The following is a 14,297-nucleotide window of genomic DNA, read 5'->3' as shown; positions in this document are numbered from 1 at the left end:
CCCCCCCCCCCCCCCCCCCCCCCCCCCCCCCCCCCCCCCCCCCCCCCCCCCCCCCCCCCCCCCCCCCCCCCCCCCCCCCCCCCCCCCCCCCGCCGTCCGTGGTGTCCCGGCGTGCGCCGGGGTCACACGGTCAGCAGCAGCTTGCCCACGTGCGTGCTCGACTCCAGGACCCGGTGGGCCTCCGCGGCCCGCTCCATCGGGAAGGACGCGTGGACCACCGGCTGCACCCGGCCGGCCTCGATCAGCGGCCAGACGTGCTCGCGTACGGCCGCGACGATCGCGGCCTTCTCCTCCAGCGGCCGGGCGCGCAGCGTGGTCGCCGTGATCGCCGCCCGCTTCGCGAGCAGCGCGGCCAGGTTGAGTTCGCCCTTGCGGCCCCCCTGGAGGCCGATGATGGTCAGGCGGCCGTTGAAGGCCAGCGCCTGGACGTTCCGGTCGAGGTACTTCGCCCCGACGATGTCGAGGATCACGTCGGCCCCCGCTCCCCCGGTGGCGGCCTGGATCTCGGCCACGAAGTCCTGCTCGCGGTAGTCGATCAGGATGTCCGCGCCCAGCTCGGCGCAGCGGTCCAGCTTCTCCTTGCCGCCCGCGGTCACGGCCACCTTCGCGCCCACCGCCTTCGCCAGCTGGATCGCCATCGTGCCGATCCCGCTGGAGCCGCCGTGCACGAGGAAGGTCTCGCCCGGACGCAGGTGCCCGACCATGAACACGTTCGACCAGACCGTGCAGACGACCTCCGGCAGGGCGGCCGCCGTGACCAGGTCCACGCCTGCCGGTACGGGCAGCAGCTGGCCGGCCGGGACGAGAACCTTCTCGGCGTAGCCGCCGCCGACCAGCAGCGCGCACACCTCGTCGCCCACGGACCAGCCCGACACCCCGGGGCCCAGCTCCGCGATCCGGCCCGAGCATTCGAGACCGGGATAGGGGGAGGTGCCCGGCGGCGGGTCGTAGAAGCCCTGCCGCTGGAGCAGGTCGGCGCGGTTCACGGCGCTCGCCGCGACCTCCACGAGGACCTCGCCCTCGCCCGGCACCGGATCGGGGACCTCCGCCCACACCAGGGCCTCCGGGCCGCCGGGTTGGGGAATCGTGATCGCATGCATGGGCCGGAGGGTACGCGAGGCTACTCGGCCGGGCCCAGTGTCGCTGCGGGCGGTACGGCGCGCTGGATGACGATCACCCGGTCCGTCAGCTGGAGGGGGCTGGCGTGCGGGTCGTCGTACGGCAGCAGGCGGTGGCCGCGCAGCACGCTGACCACCAGGTCGTTCGTCTCGCGCACGCTGCGGCCGGCCTCCGCCCGGGTCACCGGGCGTTCGATGAGGTCGAGTCCGCTGCCCTGCTGGATGAGGTCCTCCATCACGGTGCCGGCGCTCGGGCTGAGCACGGACAGGCCCAGCAGACGGCCCGCCGCGCTCGCGCTGGTGATGACGGCGTCCGCGCCCGACTGGCGCAGCAGCGGGGCGTTCTCCTCCTCGCGGACCGCTGCGACGATCTTGGCGCCGCGGTTCAGCTGGCGGGCCGTCAGGGTCACGAGGACGGCGGTGTCGTCCCGCTGGGTGGCGATGACGATCTGACGGGCTTTCTGGAGTTCGGCGCGCAGCAGGACGTCGGAGCGGGTGGCATCGCCGACGACCCCGGTGAAGCCTTCGGCGTTGGCCGTGTCGATGACCTTGGAGCTGGGGTCGACGATGACCACGGACTCCTTCTTCAGGCCGGTGGCCAGAAGGGTCTGGAGCGCCGAGCGGCCCTTGGTGCCGAAGCCGACGACGACGGTGTGGTCGCGCAACTGGTTCCTCCAGCGGTTGAGCCGCCACTCCTCGCGGGTCCGTTCGGTGAGGACCTCCAGGGTGGTTCCGACCAGGATGATCAGGAACAGCACGCGGAGCGGTGTGATCAGCAGGATGTTCGTCAGACGCGCGCTGTCGCTGTACGGGACGATGTCGCCGTACCCGGTCGTCGACAGGCTCACGGTGGCGTAGTAGAAGCAGTCGAGGAAGTCGACGCTTTCGTTGGCGTTGTCGTGGTAGCCCTCGCGGTCGAGCCACACGATGAGCACGGTCGTGAGCAGCACCGCCATGGCCATCAGCAGGCGCTTGCTGACCTGGCGGAGCGGCTTGTCGACCACCCGCCGGGGCAGCTTCACCCGCCGCGAGGCGAGTTTTTCGTCGGCCTCGCGGGCCATTGCGTCCTGGCCGTGGAGTTTCACGTGAAACATCCTCCGGCTGCCCAGGGCAGATCGAGAACGGCCACTTCTTGTCCGGCCCGGGCCCCGTGCGGCGGTACGACGGCCAGCGCGTCCGCGGCGGCGATCCCGCGCAGCATCGCGGGCCCGTTGTAGTGCAGGGGTACGGCGTGGTCGTCGCGCAGGACGACGGGGACCAGCCGGGTGTCGTGGGGGTGGCCGTGGACCTCTTCGCGCAGCGGGGCCGTGTAGCGGGCGCGGGGTGCCAGCCCGGCCCGGGTCCGCAGCAGGGGTTCGGCGAGGGTCAGCAGTCCGGAGACGGCGGCCAGCGGGTTGCCCGGCAGCCCGACGAGGTGGCGGCCGGGGGCCAGCCGGGCGAGCAGCATGGGGTGGCCGGGGCGTACGGCGACGCCGTCGACGAGCAGTTCGGCACCGGCCCGGGCCAGGACCGGGTGTACGTGGTCCACGGGGCCGGAGGCGGTGCCGCCGGTGGTGAGGACCAGATCGGCGGTGGAGGCGGTCACGGCCCGGTACAGGGCCTCGGCGTCGTCGCCGAGCCGGCGGGTGGCGATGACGTCCGCGCCGAGCAGGGTCAGCCAGGGGCCGAGCATCGGGCCGAGGGCGTCGCGGATCAGTCCGTCGTGGGGCAGTCCCTGCGCGAGCAGCTCGTCGCCGAGGACGAGGATCTCCGCCCGGGGCCGCGGCAGGGTCTCCAGGCGGTCGTATCCGGCCGCTGCGGCCAGTCCGAGGACGGCGGGGGTCACCAGGGTCCCGGCGGGCAGCAGGAGGTCTGCGGAGCGGCACTCCTGGCCGCGCGGCCGGATGTCCTGGCCGGTGACGACCTCGCGGTCGGCGTGCAGCCGGCCCTTGGCGTCGGTGTGGGAGTGCTCGCTGCGGATGACCGCGGTGGTGTCGCCGGGGATCCGGGCGCCCGTGGCGATCGGTACGGCCTCGCCGTCGGCCAGCGGGACGGGCCGGTCGCCGCCCGCGAGGATGCCGCCGCCGTCCCGTACGGCCCAGGGGCCGGGGCCCGCGACGGCCCAGCCGTCCATGGCGGAGCTGTCGAACGAAGGGAGGTCGGTCAGGGCCTTCAGCGGGGTGGCCAGCACCTGGCCGAGGGCCGCGTCGAGGGCTACCGGCCGGGCTGCGGCGGGTGCGGCCTCGGCGCTGCGCGCGGCGATCCGGCCGGCCTCGGGCCAGGCGGTGGCGCGGTGGCGGACCGGCGCGGCGGGCCGCGGATCCCGGCTGACCAGGGCGAGCGCCTCCTGTACTGCGCTTTCCTCGGTACTCTCCGCTGCCTCCGCTGCCTCCGCCGCCCCGGCCGTCGCCCCGGCTGTCGCCCGGGCGCAGTCCTGCGCGCCGTCCCCGGCCGTGCCCGGTGCGGCGTTCGCCGCGGCTTTCCCGGCGGGCTCCGTGGCCACCATGCGGCCGGCGCCCCGGGCCGTGCCCCCGGTGGCGCCGCCGGCGAGGTCTTCGGCCGTTCCAGGGGCGGTGGTCCGCGCGGTTCCCCGGGCGGGGCCGGCGGCGGGTGCCCGGGCGGTGTCCCGCGGCGTGCTCCCGATGGTGCCGAGAGCCGCGGTTCCGGGCGTGAGCCCGGCTCCGCCGTCCCCTGCGGGGCCGGCGGCGGGTGCCCGGGGCGTGCTCCCGGCGGGGGCGGCGAGTTCCCCGGTGGGCCTCCCCTCCCGGCCCCCGGCGGGCTTTCCGGGTTCCTGGCCCAGGGGGGTCATCCGGTGCCGGGCCCGGACTCGGCGGCCCAGCGGCCGGCCAGGGCGGCGGCCTTGCGGGTGGCCTCCTCCAGGGACAGGCCGCCCTGGGCCGCCGCGTACCCGACCAGGAAGGTCGTCAGCGGGGCGGCAGGGCGGGCGACGCCGTGTGCGGCGTCGCGGGCGAGGTCGAGCAGGGCGGGGATGTCGACGTCGAGGTCGATGCCGAGCTCGGTCTTGACTGCGGTGATCCATTCGTCCAGCACGTTCCCATGCTCCCTGATCCGTGCACGCGCCGCCGCGAGATCGTCCCAGGTGTCGCAGTCGAACGCGGCGAGCGGTGCCGCGCCGGTACGGTCGAGGTCCAGTGCGGCCGTCAGCAGGCGCAGCGGCAGCCCGCCGAGCGTGCCGTGTTCGGTGGCGATCAGCGCCAGCTCGCGGCGCAGCGGCTCCGCCCGGTAGGCGGCGACCAGCGGCTGGTCGCGGCCGTCGGCGTCGGTCAGGAGCACGCCCTCCGGCTCCCGGGCCGCGCCGAGGCCGGCCAGCAGCGTGCCGACCGTCTCCTGCCCCAGGAACGGCAGGTCGGCGGAGAGGACGAGGATCCGTTCGGCCGCGGTGTGCTGCAGCCCGGCGTGCAGGGCGGCCAGCGGACCGCCTCCGGGCGGCTGTTCGCGTGCCCAGGTCACCGGCCGGGCGGTGTCCCGTCGTCCGCCGACGACGACCGTCACGTCCGCGTCCCGGCAGGCGTCGAGGACCCGGTCGAGCAGGGCCCGCCCGCCGACGCTCAGCCCCGGTTTGTCGGCCCCGCCGAGCCGCCTGGCCGCGCCGCCCGCCAGCACGATCGCGTCAAAGGTCATGCCCACGAGTATGCGCGTCCTATCTCCCGTATCCCAGGCCCCACTTAGCCCGCCTTCAACCCCGGTGGGCGGGCGGCCCGCACGCGGAAACGGCACGGGGCCCGCACCAGGCGGGCCCCGCAGGGAAGGAAGGCCGGCAAGGACGCCGACTACAGGTGAGGACGCCGGCTACAGGTACGGACCGGAGCGGACGGGCCCGTGGGAGCCGTCCTCGTCGTCGTGCGAAGCACCCGGCGGAAGCGCGCGCCGCATCTGTTCCAGCTGCGCCCGCGCCGCCATCTGCTGCGCGAACAGAGCCGTCTGGATGCCGTGGAACAGGCCCTCCAGCCAACCCACCAACTGGGCCTGCGCAATGCGCAGTTCCGCCTCGGAGGGAATCGTCTCGTCCGTGAAGGGGAGGGAGAGCCGCTCCAGTTCCTCGACGAGCTCGGGTGCGAGCCCGTCTTCCAGCTCCTTGACCGAGCTGGCGTGGATGTCCTTGAGCCGGACCCGGCTGGCCTCGTCGAGAGGAGCCGCTCGGACTTCTTCCAGAAGCTGCTTGATCATGCTGCCGATGCGCATGACCTTGGCGGGCTGTTCGACCATCTCCGTCACCGGGACCTCGCGCGACTCGTCATCGGCGCCGCCGACCGCCATCCCGTCCTGTCCCACGATGAGAACGTGCTGGGGGCTGTCCTGCGACCGTTCACTCCTCGGCATCTCCATGCCGCCATTCTCTCGCACACCGTCGTCAAGACACGGTGTGCCCCCGCGCGGGTGTGATCCACCCTGCACGGGGGCACGAGATCGTGCGCCGGTGGTGTCAGGCGGCCGCCCGGCGGGCCAGGGCCCCGCTGGAGCGGGTCACGAGAGCCGCCAGCAGCGCCGCTCCGAGCGGTACGGCCACGAGCAGCGCGGCGACCGTCCCCCACGGCACGACGACCGGTACGTACGGCGGGGTCATGCCGCCGCCGAAGCCCCGCGACAGGGCTTCCTCGAACCATCCCTGCTGCTCGCGGCGCTCGGTCAGCCGCAGCCCTATCGCGGGCAGGATCCCGGCGGCCGAACCCAGGACCACGCCCATCGCGGCCACCACCCCGCACTGGAACCCGCTCAGGGTCCGGCGCACACGCGGCGGGGCGCCCACCGCGGCGAGGGTCTTCAGGTCGGCCTCGGCGTCGGCCTGGGCCAGGCCCGTGGCGATGCCCGCCGCGCCGATGGTGACCACACCGGCGAAGATCGCCAGCGCCAGCAGGGTCAGGTTGTTCTCGCTCTCGAAGCCGTCCTCGACGTAGACCTGCGGGTCGGCGCCCATCCGGTCGAGGGCCCCGTCGAGCTTCTGCCGCTGCGCGGACGTCGGCAGCCCGTCCGTCGTGAAGTACGAGCCCAGCGGCACCGTCTTCAGCCCCGCGGACTTCACCGTGGACGGCGGCAGCACCAGCCTGATCCCGTAGCCCTCCGCGCCGGCCGCGTGGTGGACGGCGAAGCTCTTGCGCTCGCCCGGGGGCTCCTTGCGGGCCTGCACGGCCCGTTCGGCCTTCTCGGAGTCGGCCACGACGATCAGCGTGACCTTGCCGTCCTTCACGAGGCGCCGGTCGAAGGCGACGGGCTTGCCGTCCTTCAGGGCGCGGGCGGCCGCCGGGTCCTTGACGGCGAGCGCGGTCATCAGCTTCTCGTCGGCGACGACGGCCTCGTTCTCCGCGTAGTGGTTGACGGAATTGCAGCGCCAGTCGTCGTTCATCTTGCGGCGCTGCTCGGGGGTGAAGGAGTCGGACCCGTCCTCGGCTTCCCACATCGGGCAGTCCTGCCCCTTGGGAATGACCAGCTCGATCCGTCCGCAGCCCTTGCTGACGGCCCACCGTTCGCAGTCGGGCCGGCCGACCACCAGGCGCTCCACGTCCGCCCGTACCGCCACCGGCAGTTCCCGGCTCAGGGCGCTGCGGACCGCCGGGATGTCCCGGAAGCCGTCGGCACCCGAGCTCAGGACGCTGCCGGAGCCGTCGGGCAGCTGCGCCCGGTACTCGTGCCGCAGCTGGACGTCGTTGCTCGCCTGGTACGTGGCGACGGCGACCGTGCCGGCCACCGCGGCCAGGACGGCGGCCACGGCAGGTGCCGTACGCCCGCGGTTGCGCACGGCGTCGCGCAGCGCGAGCCGCGGCGACAGCGGCAGCCAGCGGCCGATCCGGCCGAACATGCCGACCAGGGTGGGCGTCAGGGCGACCACGCCCAGCTCGGCGATCGCGCTGCCGCCGGCGACGACGGCGAAGCCCAGGCTGGAGGTGGTGCCGTACAGCGCGATCGCCACACCGACGGCGACGGCGATCATGCCGATGACCGGCAGGACGCGGTTGGCCCGGCGCACTCCGCGGCGCCCGGTGAGCGAGGCGAGCACGGTCTGCCGGGACGCGGTGACGGCCGGGACGATCGCGGCCAGCAGGCCGGTCACGACGGCGAGTGCGCCGATCGCGAGCAGTTCCAGCGGCCGGACGTCGAAGTTGCCGAAGCGGGCGCCGAGCTGGTCCTCCAGCACGGGCCGCAGCCCGACGGTGAGGGCGATGCCGAGCACGGTGCCGATGACGGCCGCCGCGGCGCCGATGACCAGGCCGCCGGACAGCACGATCGCGCGGATGTGGCGCCGGTCGCCGCCGTTGGCGCCCACCAGGCCCAGCTGGCGCCGCGAGCGCCGGGCGCCCACGGCGAACGCCGGACCGGCCAACAGGCAGATCTCCAGCATGGCCAGGCCCACGACCGTGGCGAGACCGGCCAGTTCGGCGGCCTTCACGGCAGTGCTCTGCTGGTATCCGCCCGGCTCCTGCCGGTAGTACGGCACTTCGGAGTCGGCGGGCGGGTTCAGCGTGACGGCACGGGACTTGACCACCACGCCCTTGGTGTTGGCCGCCTTGACCATGTTCCACGTGAAACCTTCGCCGCCGATGCTCGCCAGGTAGCTGACGGAGTACTCGACGCCGCTCAGCCCGGCACGGGTGAGGGCCTTGTTGAGCGGGGCGATGAAGCTTCCCGGCGGGGCGAGCAGGGCGTCGGACTTGAGCGCGTCGGGCATTTCGTACGCGCCGGTGATCAGGTACGCGCGGTCGGTGCCGCGCGGGACGACCTTGGAGCCCACGTACAGCCCGGAGGTCTCCAGGAAGTGCGTGGTGGCGGCGATCTCGCCCGCCTCCTGCGGGAACCGGCCGCGGTCGAGGGTCAGCAGCCCCTTGGCGAGCGGGTCCGCAGTGTCCAGTTCGCGGACGGAGACCGGGAGCAGGCCGTGCCGGGTACGGACCTTCGCGGAGCCGTCGACGTCCTTGAGGACGCGGGCGCCGGGCGGGACGGTCGCCGGGACGTCCGCGCCGATCGCCGGCGGCGGGGCCCACTGGTCGGTGGGGCGGCCCGCCGACGCGTACGACCCGGCGTCCGGCGTCTGGTAGAGGGCCACGCCGCCCAGACCCGGGTCGTGCAGCCGCGCGTCGGCCGCGCCGAGCGTGCGGTCCATGCGCTGCGTCACGGACAGCTCGGCGCTGCGCAGGGTCAGGTCGGCGGCGCTCACGCCCATGATCGGCAGGGCGATCATGGCGAGGACGAGGGCGCTGCGGCCCTTGGAGCGCCAGGCGTCGCGGCGGGCTATCCGGATCGCCGCGATCCAGGAGTGGTACCAGGAGTTCACTGTGCGGCCGCCTGCCCCGAGAGCAGTGAGTCGGGCGCGGTGCGCAGGGTCTCGTCGACGACCCGTCCGTCGCGCAGGAAGACCACCCGGTCCGCCCAGGCGGCGAAGCGCGGCTCGTGGGTGACGAGGACGCCGGCCGCGCCCGCGTCGCAGCGGGCCCGCAGCAGGGCGAGTACGGACTCGCCGGTCTCGGAGTCGAGTGCGCCGGTGGGCTCGTCGGCCAGCACCAGGCGGCGGTCGCCGACCAGGGCGCGGGCGATGGCGACGCGCTGCTGCTGGCCGCCTGACATCTCGTCGGGGAAGCGGTCGGCGAGTGAGGACAGGCCCATCTCCTCCAGCGCGGCGAGCGCCGAGACGCGGGCCTTGCGGGCGGAGGTGCCGTCGAGTTCGCGCGGCAGGGCGACGTTCTCGGCTGCGGTCAGCGCCGGGATCAGGTTGTAGTCCTGGAAGACGTAGCCGATGGAGCGGCGGCGCAGGGCGGCGAGCTCCTTGCGCTTGGCGCGGGTGATGTCGGTGCCCTCGACGACGACCTGGCCCCCGGTGGGGGTGTCGAGGCCGCCCGCCAGGGTGAGCAGCGTGGACTTGCCGGAGCCCGAGGGGCCCATGACGGCGACGAGTTCGCCTGGGTGGACCGCGAGGTCTATGCCGCGCAGGGCGTGCACCTCGGTGGCGCCGCTGCCGTGTACGCGGGTGAGCTGCCGGAGCTCCAGGACGGGCTGGTGTTGCTGGACGGGCATGGAGAAGGTCCCCCCTGGGACGGAGTCAGCTCCGAGCTGTGCGGGCTGCGGGCTGGGCGGCGGTGGTGGTGGCCTGGAGCGGTGTGGCCGGGGCTCCCCGTTCGGCCAGTACGGAGAGCCGCGCCAGCCTGGATTCGGAGTGGTCGAGCCACCGGGCCTCGGCTTCGGTCTGGAAGATCAGCTGCTCGAGCACGAGGAGCCAGGCGATGTCGTCGCGCTCGCGGCTCTGCCCGCTCTCGATGGCGGTCAGGGCCTGCATCTTGAGGCGGGTGTAGTCCTGCATCGCGCGGATGGTGGCGGAGCGCTGGGCCTGGATCACGGCGCGGATGTCCACGCCGGGGGCCCCGACGGCCATCGCGAGCTTGATCGACAGCTCGTCGCGGGGCGGGTTGGTCCGGTCCACCGGCCGCTCGTACCACTCGCGGAGCTCGGTGCGCCCGGCGTCCGTGATGGCGTAGAGGGTGTGGCCGGCCTCGTCCGCCCCGCTGGGGGCGACCAGGCCGTCGCGCTCCAGCCGGGCGAGGGTCGTGTAGACCTGCCCGACGTTCAGCGGCCAGGTGGCGCCGGTGCGGGATTCGAATTCGGTACGCAGCTGGGAGCCGTACCGGGGTCCTTGCTCCAGGAGGGCGAGGAGTCCATGGCGGATCGACATACCGAGTATGTATACCGGGTATGGTCGGCGCTGCAAACCGTCTCGGGATGTACATCCCAGGGGGGACCCCGGTCCGCCGGTCCGGGGTCAGGGGCCGGTCAACGGCGTAGCCGCATGCCCAGGAAGCCGAGTCCGAGGCCCACCATCGCGAGCCCGGCGCCCAGCGGCACGATGTGTGCGGCGAGGTCGGCGGCCCGCTGGTTGGTGTTGGCGCCCAGGGCGGTGACGACGGGCGGCGGGCTCGTTTCGGCCGCCGGCTGCTCCGGCGGCCGCTCCGGCGAGGGGACCTGCGGCTGCTGCGGCTGCTGCGGCTGCTGCGGCGGCGGGGCCTCCGGCACGGGCCGGGCGGCGGGGAGGACCTCCGCGTCCGCCTGCTCGACGTCCACCCGGCCGGGGCGCAGCCGCCCGGCTCCGGCCGCGGTCCCGGCCAGCCGGGCTTCGCCGGGCGCGGCGGGAGACGAAACGCGGGGCGTGTCGGGGGTGCCGGGCGTACGGGCGGCCGCGTGGCCGGGGGCGGCGGGCATCAGCAGGCCGAGGGCGCAGGCGGCCCCGGCGGTCCACCGGAGCGCACGGAAACGTCGATTCACGGGGAGCCCCTCCCGTCCCGGATGACCGGCAGGCCGAGATGTCAGGCTCAGATTCACACGCCGGGACGAACCCGGCATCTCGGGCGGCGCGGAGGGGCTGCCCGGGGTCCGCCGCGGGCCTGTCCGCGGCATGTTCCGGGTCCACGCCGGGCCCTGCTCCGGATCTACGCCGGGCCGTGCCGCAGATCTACGCCGGGCCGTGCCGCAGATCTACGCCGGGCCGTGCCGCAGATCTACGCCCGGCCCTGCTCCGGATCTGCGCCGACCCCGAGCCGGGGTTGCTCCGGGCCTACTCCGGGTCTCCGGTGGCGACGTGCAGCGTGAACTTGGCGTCCTTCGGGTCGATGTCCTCGCCCACCTCGGGGAACTGCTCGAGCACGGTGTCCTCGCCCCACACCCCGCCGTTGCGCGGCTTCTCCTCCACGGTCCAGCCCGCCGCCTGGAGGCAGGCCTTCACCGAGAGCAGGTCCTTGTACCGGAAGTTCGGTGCCTTGACCTTGTCCGGGTCGTTGTACGCCTCCTGCGGCTCCTTGCACTCGCTCACGTCGATCGTGCGCGTGCGGTCCGGGCCCCGGTGGCCGGGCTTCTCGGACTGGCTGGACTGGCTGGCGTCGTTCGCCACCGGCGTCTCGCCCCCCTTGTCCCCGCCGATCTGGTCCAGGGCGTAGACCAGCCCGCCGATCGCCAGCAGCACGACCGCGACGGCGCCCACGACGGCCGGGGCGCTACGGCGCCGGCCGCCCCCGCCCGACGGCCCCTGCGGGGAGATCGTGTACGGCTGCGGTACGGGGGTGTGCACCTGCTGCGGCACCGGGGTGTGCACCGGCTGCGCGTACGGCGCCTGCTGGGGCGGGTAGGCGTAGCCGCCGGACTGCTGCGGGTGCGCCTGCTGCGGGTGGGCGAGCGGCTGATGGGGCGTCTGGTGGTGCTGCGGCTGGTGCTGCGGCTGCGGCGTGGGAGCGGGCGCGTAGGGCTGGTACGGCTGCTGGAGCGCCTGCGGCGGCGGGGCCTGGAGGGAGGCGTCCACCGGCGGGAAGACCGTCGAGCCGACCCCCGCCCCGCTGTTGACCGGAGCCGCGCCCTGGACGATGACCGGCGCCTGCGTCTGACCGGCCGCGAGCACCCGGTCGCACGCGTCGCGCATGGCGGCGGCCGTGGGGAAGCGCTCGTTCGGATTCTTCTTCAGCGCGCGGGCCACCAGCGCGTCCATCGCCGGGGTCACCGACCGGTTGACCGACGACGGCGCGACCGGCTCCTCCTGCACGTGCGCGTACGCGATCGCCAGCGGCGAGTCGGCCTCGAAGGGCAGCCGGCCGGTCAGCAGCTGGAAGAGCATGATGCCGACGGAGTACAGGTCCGAACGCGCGTCCACGCCGCGCCCGAGCGCCTGCTCGGGGGAGAGGTACTGCGGGGTGCCGACGACCATGCCGGTCTGCGTCATCGAGGTGACGCCGGACTGCATCGCGCGGGCGATGCCGAAGTCCATCACCTTGACCAGGCCGCGCTTGGTGATCATCACGTTGCCGGGCTTGATGTCCCGGTGCACGAGGCCCATCTCGTGGCTGGCCTCCAGCGCGGCCAGCACGTCGGACGTCACCTTCAGCGCACGGTCCGCGGGCATGGCGCCGTGCTGCGCGATGTCCGCCTGGAGCACCGAGCCGAGCGGCCTGCCCTCGACGTACTCCATGACGATGTACGGCATCGGAGCGCCGCCGTCGGCCTCCGTCCCACCCAGTGAGACGGTGTCCTCACCAGTGTCGAAGACCGACACGATGTTCGTGTGCGACAGTTTCGCAACAGCTTGGGCCTCACGGCGGAAGCGCTCGCGGAACGACTGCTCGCGCCCCAGCTCGCTGTGCATCGTCTTGATGGCGACCTGACGGTCCAGCGAGGCGTCGTACGCGAGGTACACGGAAGCCATGCCGCCCTCACCCAGCAAGTCCCTCAGCTGGTAACGGCCGCGGGCCAGGGAACCGCCTGCGTACCGGCCCTGAGTGCCGTCCTGGCTCATGACTGTGCTTCCCCTCGGGCGCTGCTGCGGGACCCCTGCCGGTCCGTATGACGCGGCCCAGTCTGCCGGAGGGCAAGCACACGTCAAGCCGGGGTTCCCGTTCCGTGACCACACGCGGACCGCGCGTTGACCCTGTCGTATCCCTGACCGGTGCACGGCGCGGAGGCTGTAGCGTTCGTCGGAGCACTCTGCACAAGACCACCGCGACCACCGCTGGGAGCGGCCAGAAACGACGGTGAGGACTGATGGCACCCGAACCCGAGGGAAACGGCGCCGGGATGGCTGATGTTCCCGAGCAGTTCGGCGCAGGCGGCCTCGTCGGAGACGGCCGCTACCGGCTGACGCACCGTCTCGGCCGGGGCGGCATGGCCGAGGTGTTCGCCGCCGAAGACGTACGGCTGGGCCGCACGGTCGCCGTGAAGCTGCTGCGCGCCGACCTCGCCGAGGACCCGGTCTCCAAGGCCCGCTTCACGCGCGAGGCGCAGTCGGTCGCCGGGCTCAACCACCACGCCGTCGTCGCCGTGTACGACTCGGGCGAGGACCAGGTCGGCCCGAACGTCGTCCCCTATATCGTCATGGAGCTGGTTGAAGGCCGGACGATCCGGGACCTGTTGATCAGCGCCGAGGCGCCGGGACCCGACCAGGCACTCATCATCGTCTCGGGCGTCCTCGAGGCCCTCGCGTACTCGCACCAGCACGGCATCGTGCACCGCGACATCAAGCCCGCCAACGTCATCATCACCAACACGGGTGCCGTGAAGGTGATGGACTTCGGCATCGCGCGCGCCCTGCACGGCGCGCAGTCGACGATGACCCAGACCGGCATGGTCATGGGCACCCCGCAGTACCTCTCCCCCGAGCAGGCGCTCGGCAAGGCCGTCGACCACCGCAGCGACCTCTACGCGACCGGCTGCCTGCTGTACGAACTGCTCGCGCTGCGGCCCCCGTTCACCGGCGAGACGCCGCTGTCGGTGGTCTACCAGCACGTCCAGGACGCGCCGGTGCCGCCCTCGCAGATCGCCCCGGGCGTGCCCGCGGAGCTCGACGGCCTGGTGATGCGCTCGCTCGCCAAGGACCCGGACGACCGCTTCCAGAGCGCCGAGGAAATGCGCGGGCTGGTCCAGTACGCGCTCCAGATGCTCCAGGATCAGGGCCCCCACACCGGTACGTGGAACACCGGCCCGGTGACGATGGCGCTGCCGCACGGGCAGGGCGGCGGGCACGCGCCCACCGCCGCCGTGCCGCAGCCCGGCTCCGGCCCGCAGCAGGGCTACCCGTCACACGCCACGACCTCCCAGTTCGGGCAGCCGATGGTGCCTCCGCTGAACCCGGACGACGGCTCCGCCTTCGGCGGTGGCGGCGGCTACCACGACGGCAACGGCCACGGCGGCCGGGGCGGCGGCGGCCGCTGGAAGCTGTGGCTGTTCGCGGTGCTCGCGATCCTCGCGGTGGCCGGCGGCGTCGTGTACGCACTGGACAAGATGGACGACAGCAAGGGCACCGGCGAACGCCCCAGCAACGCGCCCAGCATCTCCAGCTCGAAGAGCCCCTCGAAGGAGGCCCCGAGCCCGGAGAAGTCCCAGCGGACCCGCGAGCAGACCGACCCCACCGAGGACGACACGCCGACCTACAGGCCGACGTACGAGCCCACGCAGGAGCCGACCCGCACCACGGAGCCGACCCCGACGCGCTCGCCGTCCGCCGACCCGACGAAGACCTCGGAGCCCACGGTGGAGCCGACCGAGGAGACCGTGCCGCCCGAGACCCCCGACCCGGGCGAGTCCCCGGGTGCGGGCGGCGGAGACGGCGAAGGCGAGAGCGGATCGCTGTAACGGCCGCGGGGGGGGGGGGGGGGGGGGGGGGGGGGGGGGGGGGGGGGGGGGGGGGGGGGGGGGGGGGGGGGGGGGGGGGGGGGGGGGGGGGGGGCG

The 14,297-nt window shown here is 74.0% G+C and carries 11 protein-coding genes; 1 reads left to right on the top strand and 10 read right to left on the bottom strand.

Annotated features, from left to right (window positions below):
* Positions 1-122 precede the first annotated feature (122 nt).
* The 10 genes from ACZ7H1_RS35080 to ACZ7H1_RS35035 form a co-directional block, all read right to left on the bottom strand.
* Complete coding sequence (locus ACZ7H1_RS35080; RefSeq protein WP_470792321.1) at positions 123-1,100, bottom strand: NAD(P)H-quinone oxidoreductase; 978 nt, start codon at positions 1,098-1,100, stop codon at positions 123-125.
* 20 nt (positions 1,101-1,120) lie between these two features.
* Positions 1,121-2,212: a potassium channel family protein gene (locus ACZ7H1_RS35075; RefSeq protein ID WP_470792320.1), complete on the bottom strand. Its 1,092-nt coding sequence runs from the start codon at positions 2,210-2,212 to the stop codon at positions 1,121-1,123.
* On the bottom strand, positions 2,200-3,603 hold the full coding sequence (locus tag ACZ7H1_RS35070; RefSeq protein WP_470792318.1) for a molybdopterin molybdotransferase MoeA: 1,404 nt from the start codon (positions 3,601-3,603) through the stop codon (positions 2,200-2,202). Before ACZ7H1_RS35070 ends, ACZ7H1_RS35075 begins: the two co-directional genes overlap by 13 nt.
* 299 nt (positions 3,604-3,902) lie before the next feature.
* Positions 3,903-4,739, bottom strand: coding sequence for an NTP transferase domain-containing protein (locus tag ACZ7H1_RS35065; protein WP_470792317.1), 837 nt, complete (start codon positions 4,737-4,739; stop codon positions 3,903-3,905).
* Between the two features lie 168 nt (positions 4,740-4,907).
* On the bottom strand, positions 4,908-5,444 hold the full coding sequence (locus tag ACZ7H1_RS35060) for a bacterial proteasome activator family protein (protein ID WP_470792315.1): 537 nt from the start codon (positions 5,442-5,444) through the stop codon (positions 4,908-4,910).
* Between the two features lie 97 nt (positions 5,445-5,541).
* Positions 5,542-8,382 (bottom strand): FtsX-like permease family protein, encoded by a 2,841-nt coding sequence (locus ACZ7H1_RS35055; RefSeq protein WP_470792313.1) that lies wholly within the window; start codon positions 8,380-8,382, stop codon positions 5,542-5,544.
* Positions 8,379-9,119, bottom strand: coding sequence for an ABC transporter ATP-binding protein (locus ACZ7H1_RS35050; RefSeq protein ID WP_470792311.1), 741 nt, complete (start codon positions 9,117-9,119; stop codon positions 8,379-8,381). The genes ACZ7H1_RS35055 and ACZ7H1_RS35050 overlap by 4 nt, the downstream gene beginning before the upstream one ends.
* A gap of 25 nt (positions 9,120-9,144) precedes the next feature.
* A complete protein-coding gene (locus ACZ7H1_RS35045) occupies positions 9,145-9,771 on the bottom strand; it encodes a PadR family transcriptional regulator (protein WP_470792309.1) in 627 nt (208 codons plus the stop codon).
* Positions 9,772-9,869: 98 nt separating this feature from the next.
* Complete coding sequence (locus ACZ7H1_RS35040; protein WP_470792307.1) at positions 9,870-10,358, bottom strand: hypothetical protein; 489 nt, start codon at positions 10,356-10,358, stop codon at positions 9,870-9,872.
* A 289-nt stretch (positions 10,359-10,647) separates the two neighbouring features.
* Positions 10,648-12,369 carry a Stk1 family PASTA domain-containing Ser/Thr kinase gene (locus ACZ7H1_RS35035; protein ID WP_470792305.1) on the bottom strand — a complete coding sequence of 574 codons (1,722 nt, stop codon included), beginning with the start codon at positions 12,367-12,369 and terminating at the stop codon, positions 10,648-10,650.
* A 245-nt stretch (positions 12,370-12,614) separates the two neighbouring features.
* Between ACZ7H1_RS35035 and ACZ7H1_RS35030 the strand changes: the two genes are divergently transcribed.
* The gene (locus ACZ7H1_RS35030; protein ID WP_470792303.1) at positions 12,615-14,201 is read left to right on the top strand and encodes a protein kinase domain-containing protein; all 1,587 of its coding nucleotides are present in this window, start codon (positions 12,615-12,617) and stop codon (positions 14,199-14,201) included.
* Positions 14,202-14,297 lie beyond the last annotated feature (96 nt).

It is taken from the genome of Streptomyces sp. NPDC037401 (genome assembly GCF_055602345.1).
The sequence above is the reverse complement of the archived record's forward strand: the minus strand, read 5'-3'. Positions and strand labels throughout refer to the sequence as shown.

Excerpts from the sequence above, each read along its gene's own strand:
- ACZ7H1_RS35045 (WP_470792309.1), bottom strand. The coding sequence starts at position 9,771 with ATGTCGATCCGCCATGGACTCCTCGCCCTCCTGGAGCAAGGACCCCGG.
- ACZ7H1_RS35030 (WP_470792303.1), top strand. The coding sequence starts at position 12,615 with ATGGCACCCGAACCCGAGGGAAACGGCGCCGGGATGGCTGATGTTCCC.
- ACZ7H1_RS35060 (WP_470792315.1), bottom strand. The coding sequence starts at position 5,444 with ATGGAGATGCCGAGGAGTGAACGGTCGCAGGACAGCCCCCAGCACGTT.
- ACZ7H1_RS35080 (WP_470792321.1), bottom strand. The coding sequence starts at position 1,100 with ATGCATGCGATCACGATTCCCCAACCCGGCGGCCCGGAGGCCCTGGTG.
- ACZ7H1_RS35075 (WP_470792320.1), bottom strand. The coding sequence starts at position 2,212 with ATGTTTCACGTGAAACTCCACGGCCAGGACGCAATGGCCCGCGAGGCC.
- ACZ7H1_RS35050 (WP_470792311.1), bottom strand. The coding sequence starts at position 9,119 with ATGCCCGTCCAGCAACACCAGCCCGTCCTGGAGCTCCGGCAGCTCACC.
- ACZ7H1_RS35065 (WP_470792317.1), bottom strand. The coding sequence starts at position 4,739 with ATGACCTTTGACGCGATCGTGCTGGCGGGCGGCGCGGCCAGGCGGCTC.
- ACZ7H1_RS35035 (WP_470792305.1), bottom strand. The coding sequence starts at position 12,369 with ATGAGCCAGGACGGCACTCAGGGCCGGTACGCAGGCGGTTCCCTGGCC.
- ACZ7H1_RS35070 (WP_470792318.1), bottom strand. The coding sequence starts at position 3,603 with ATGGTGGCCACGGAGCCCGCCGGGAAAGCCGCGGCGAACGCCGCACCG.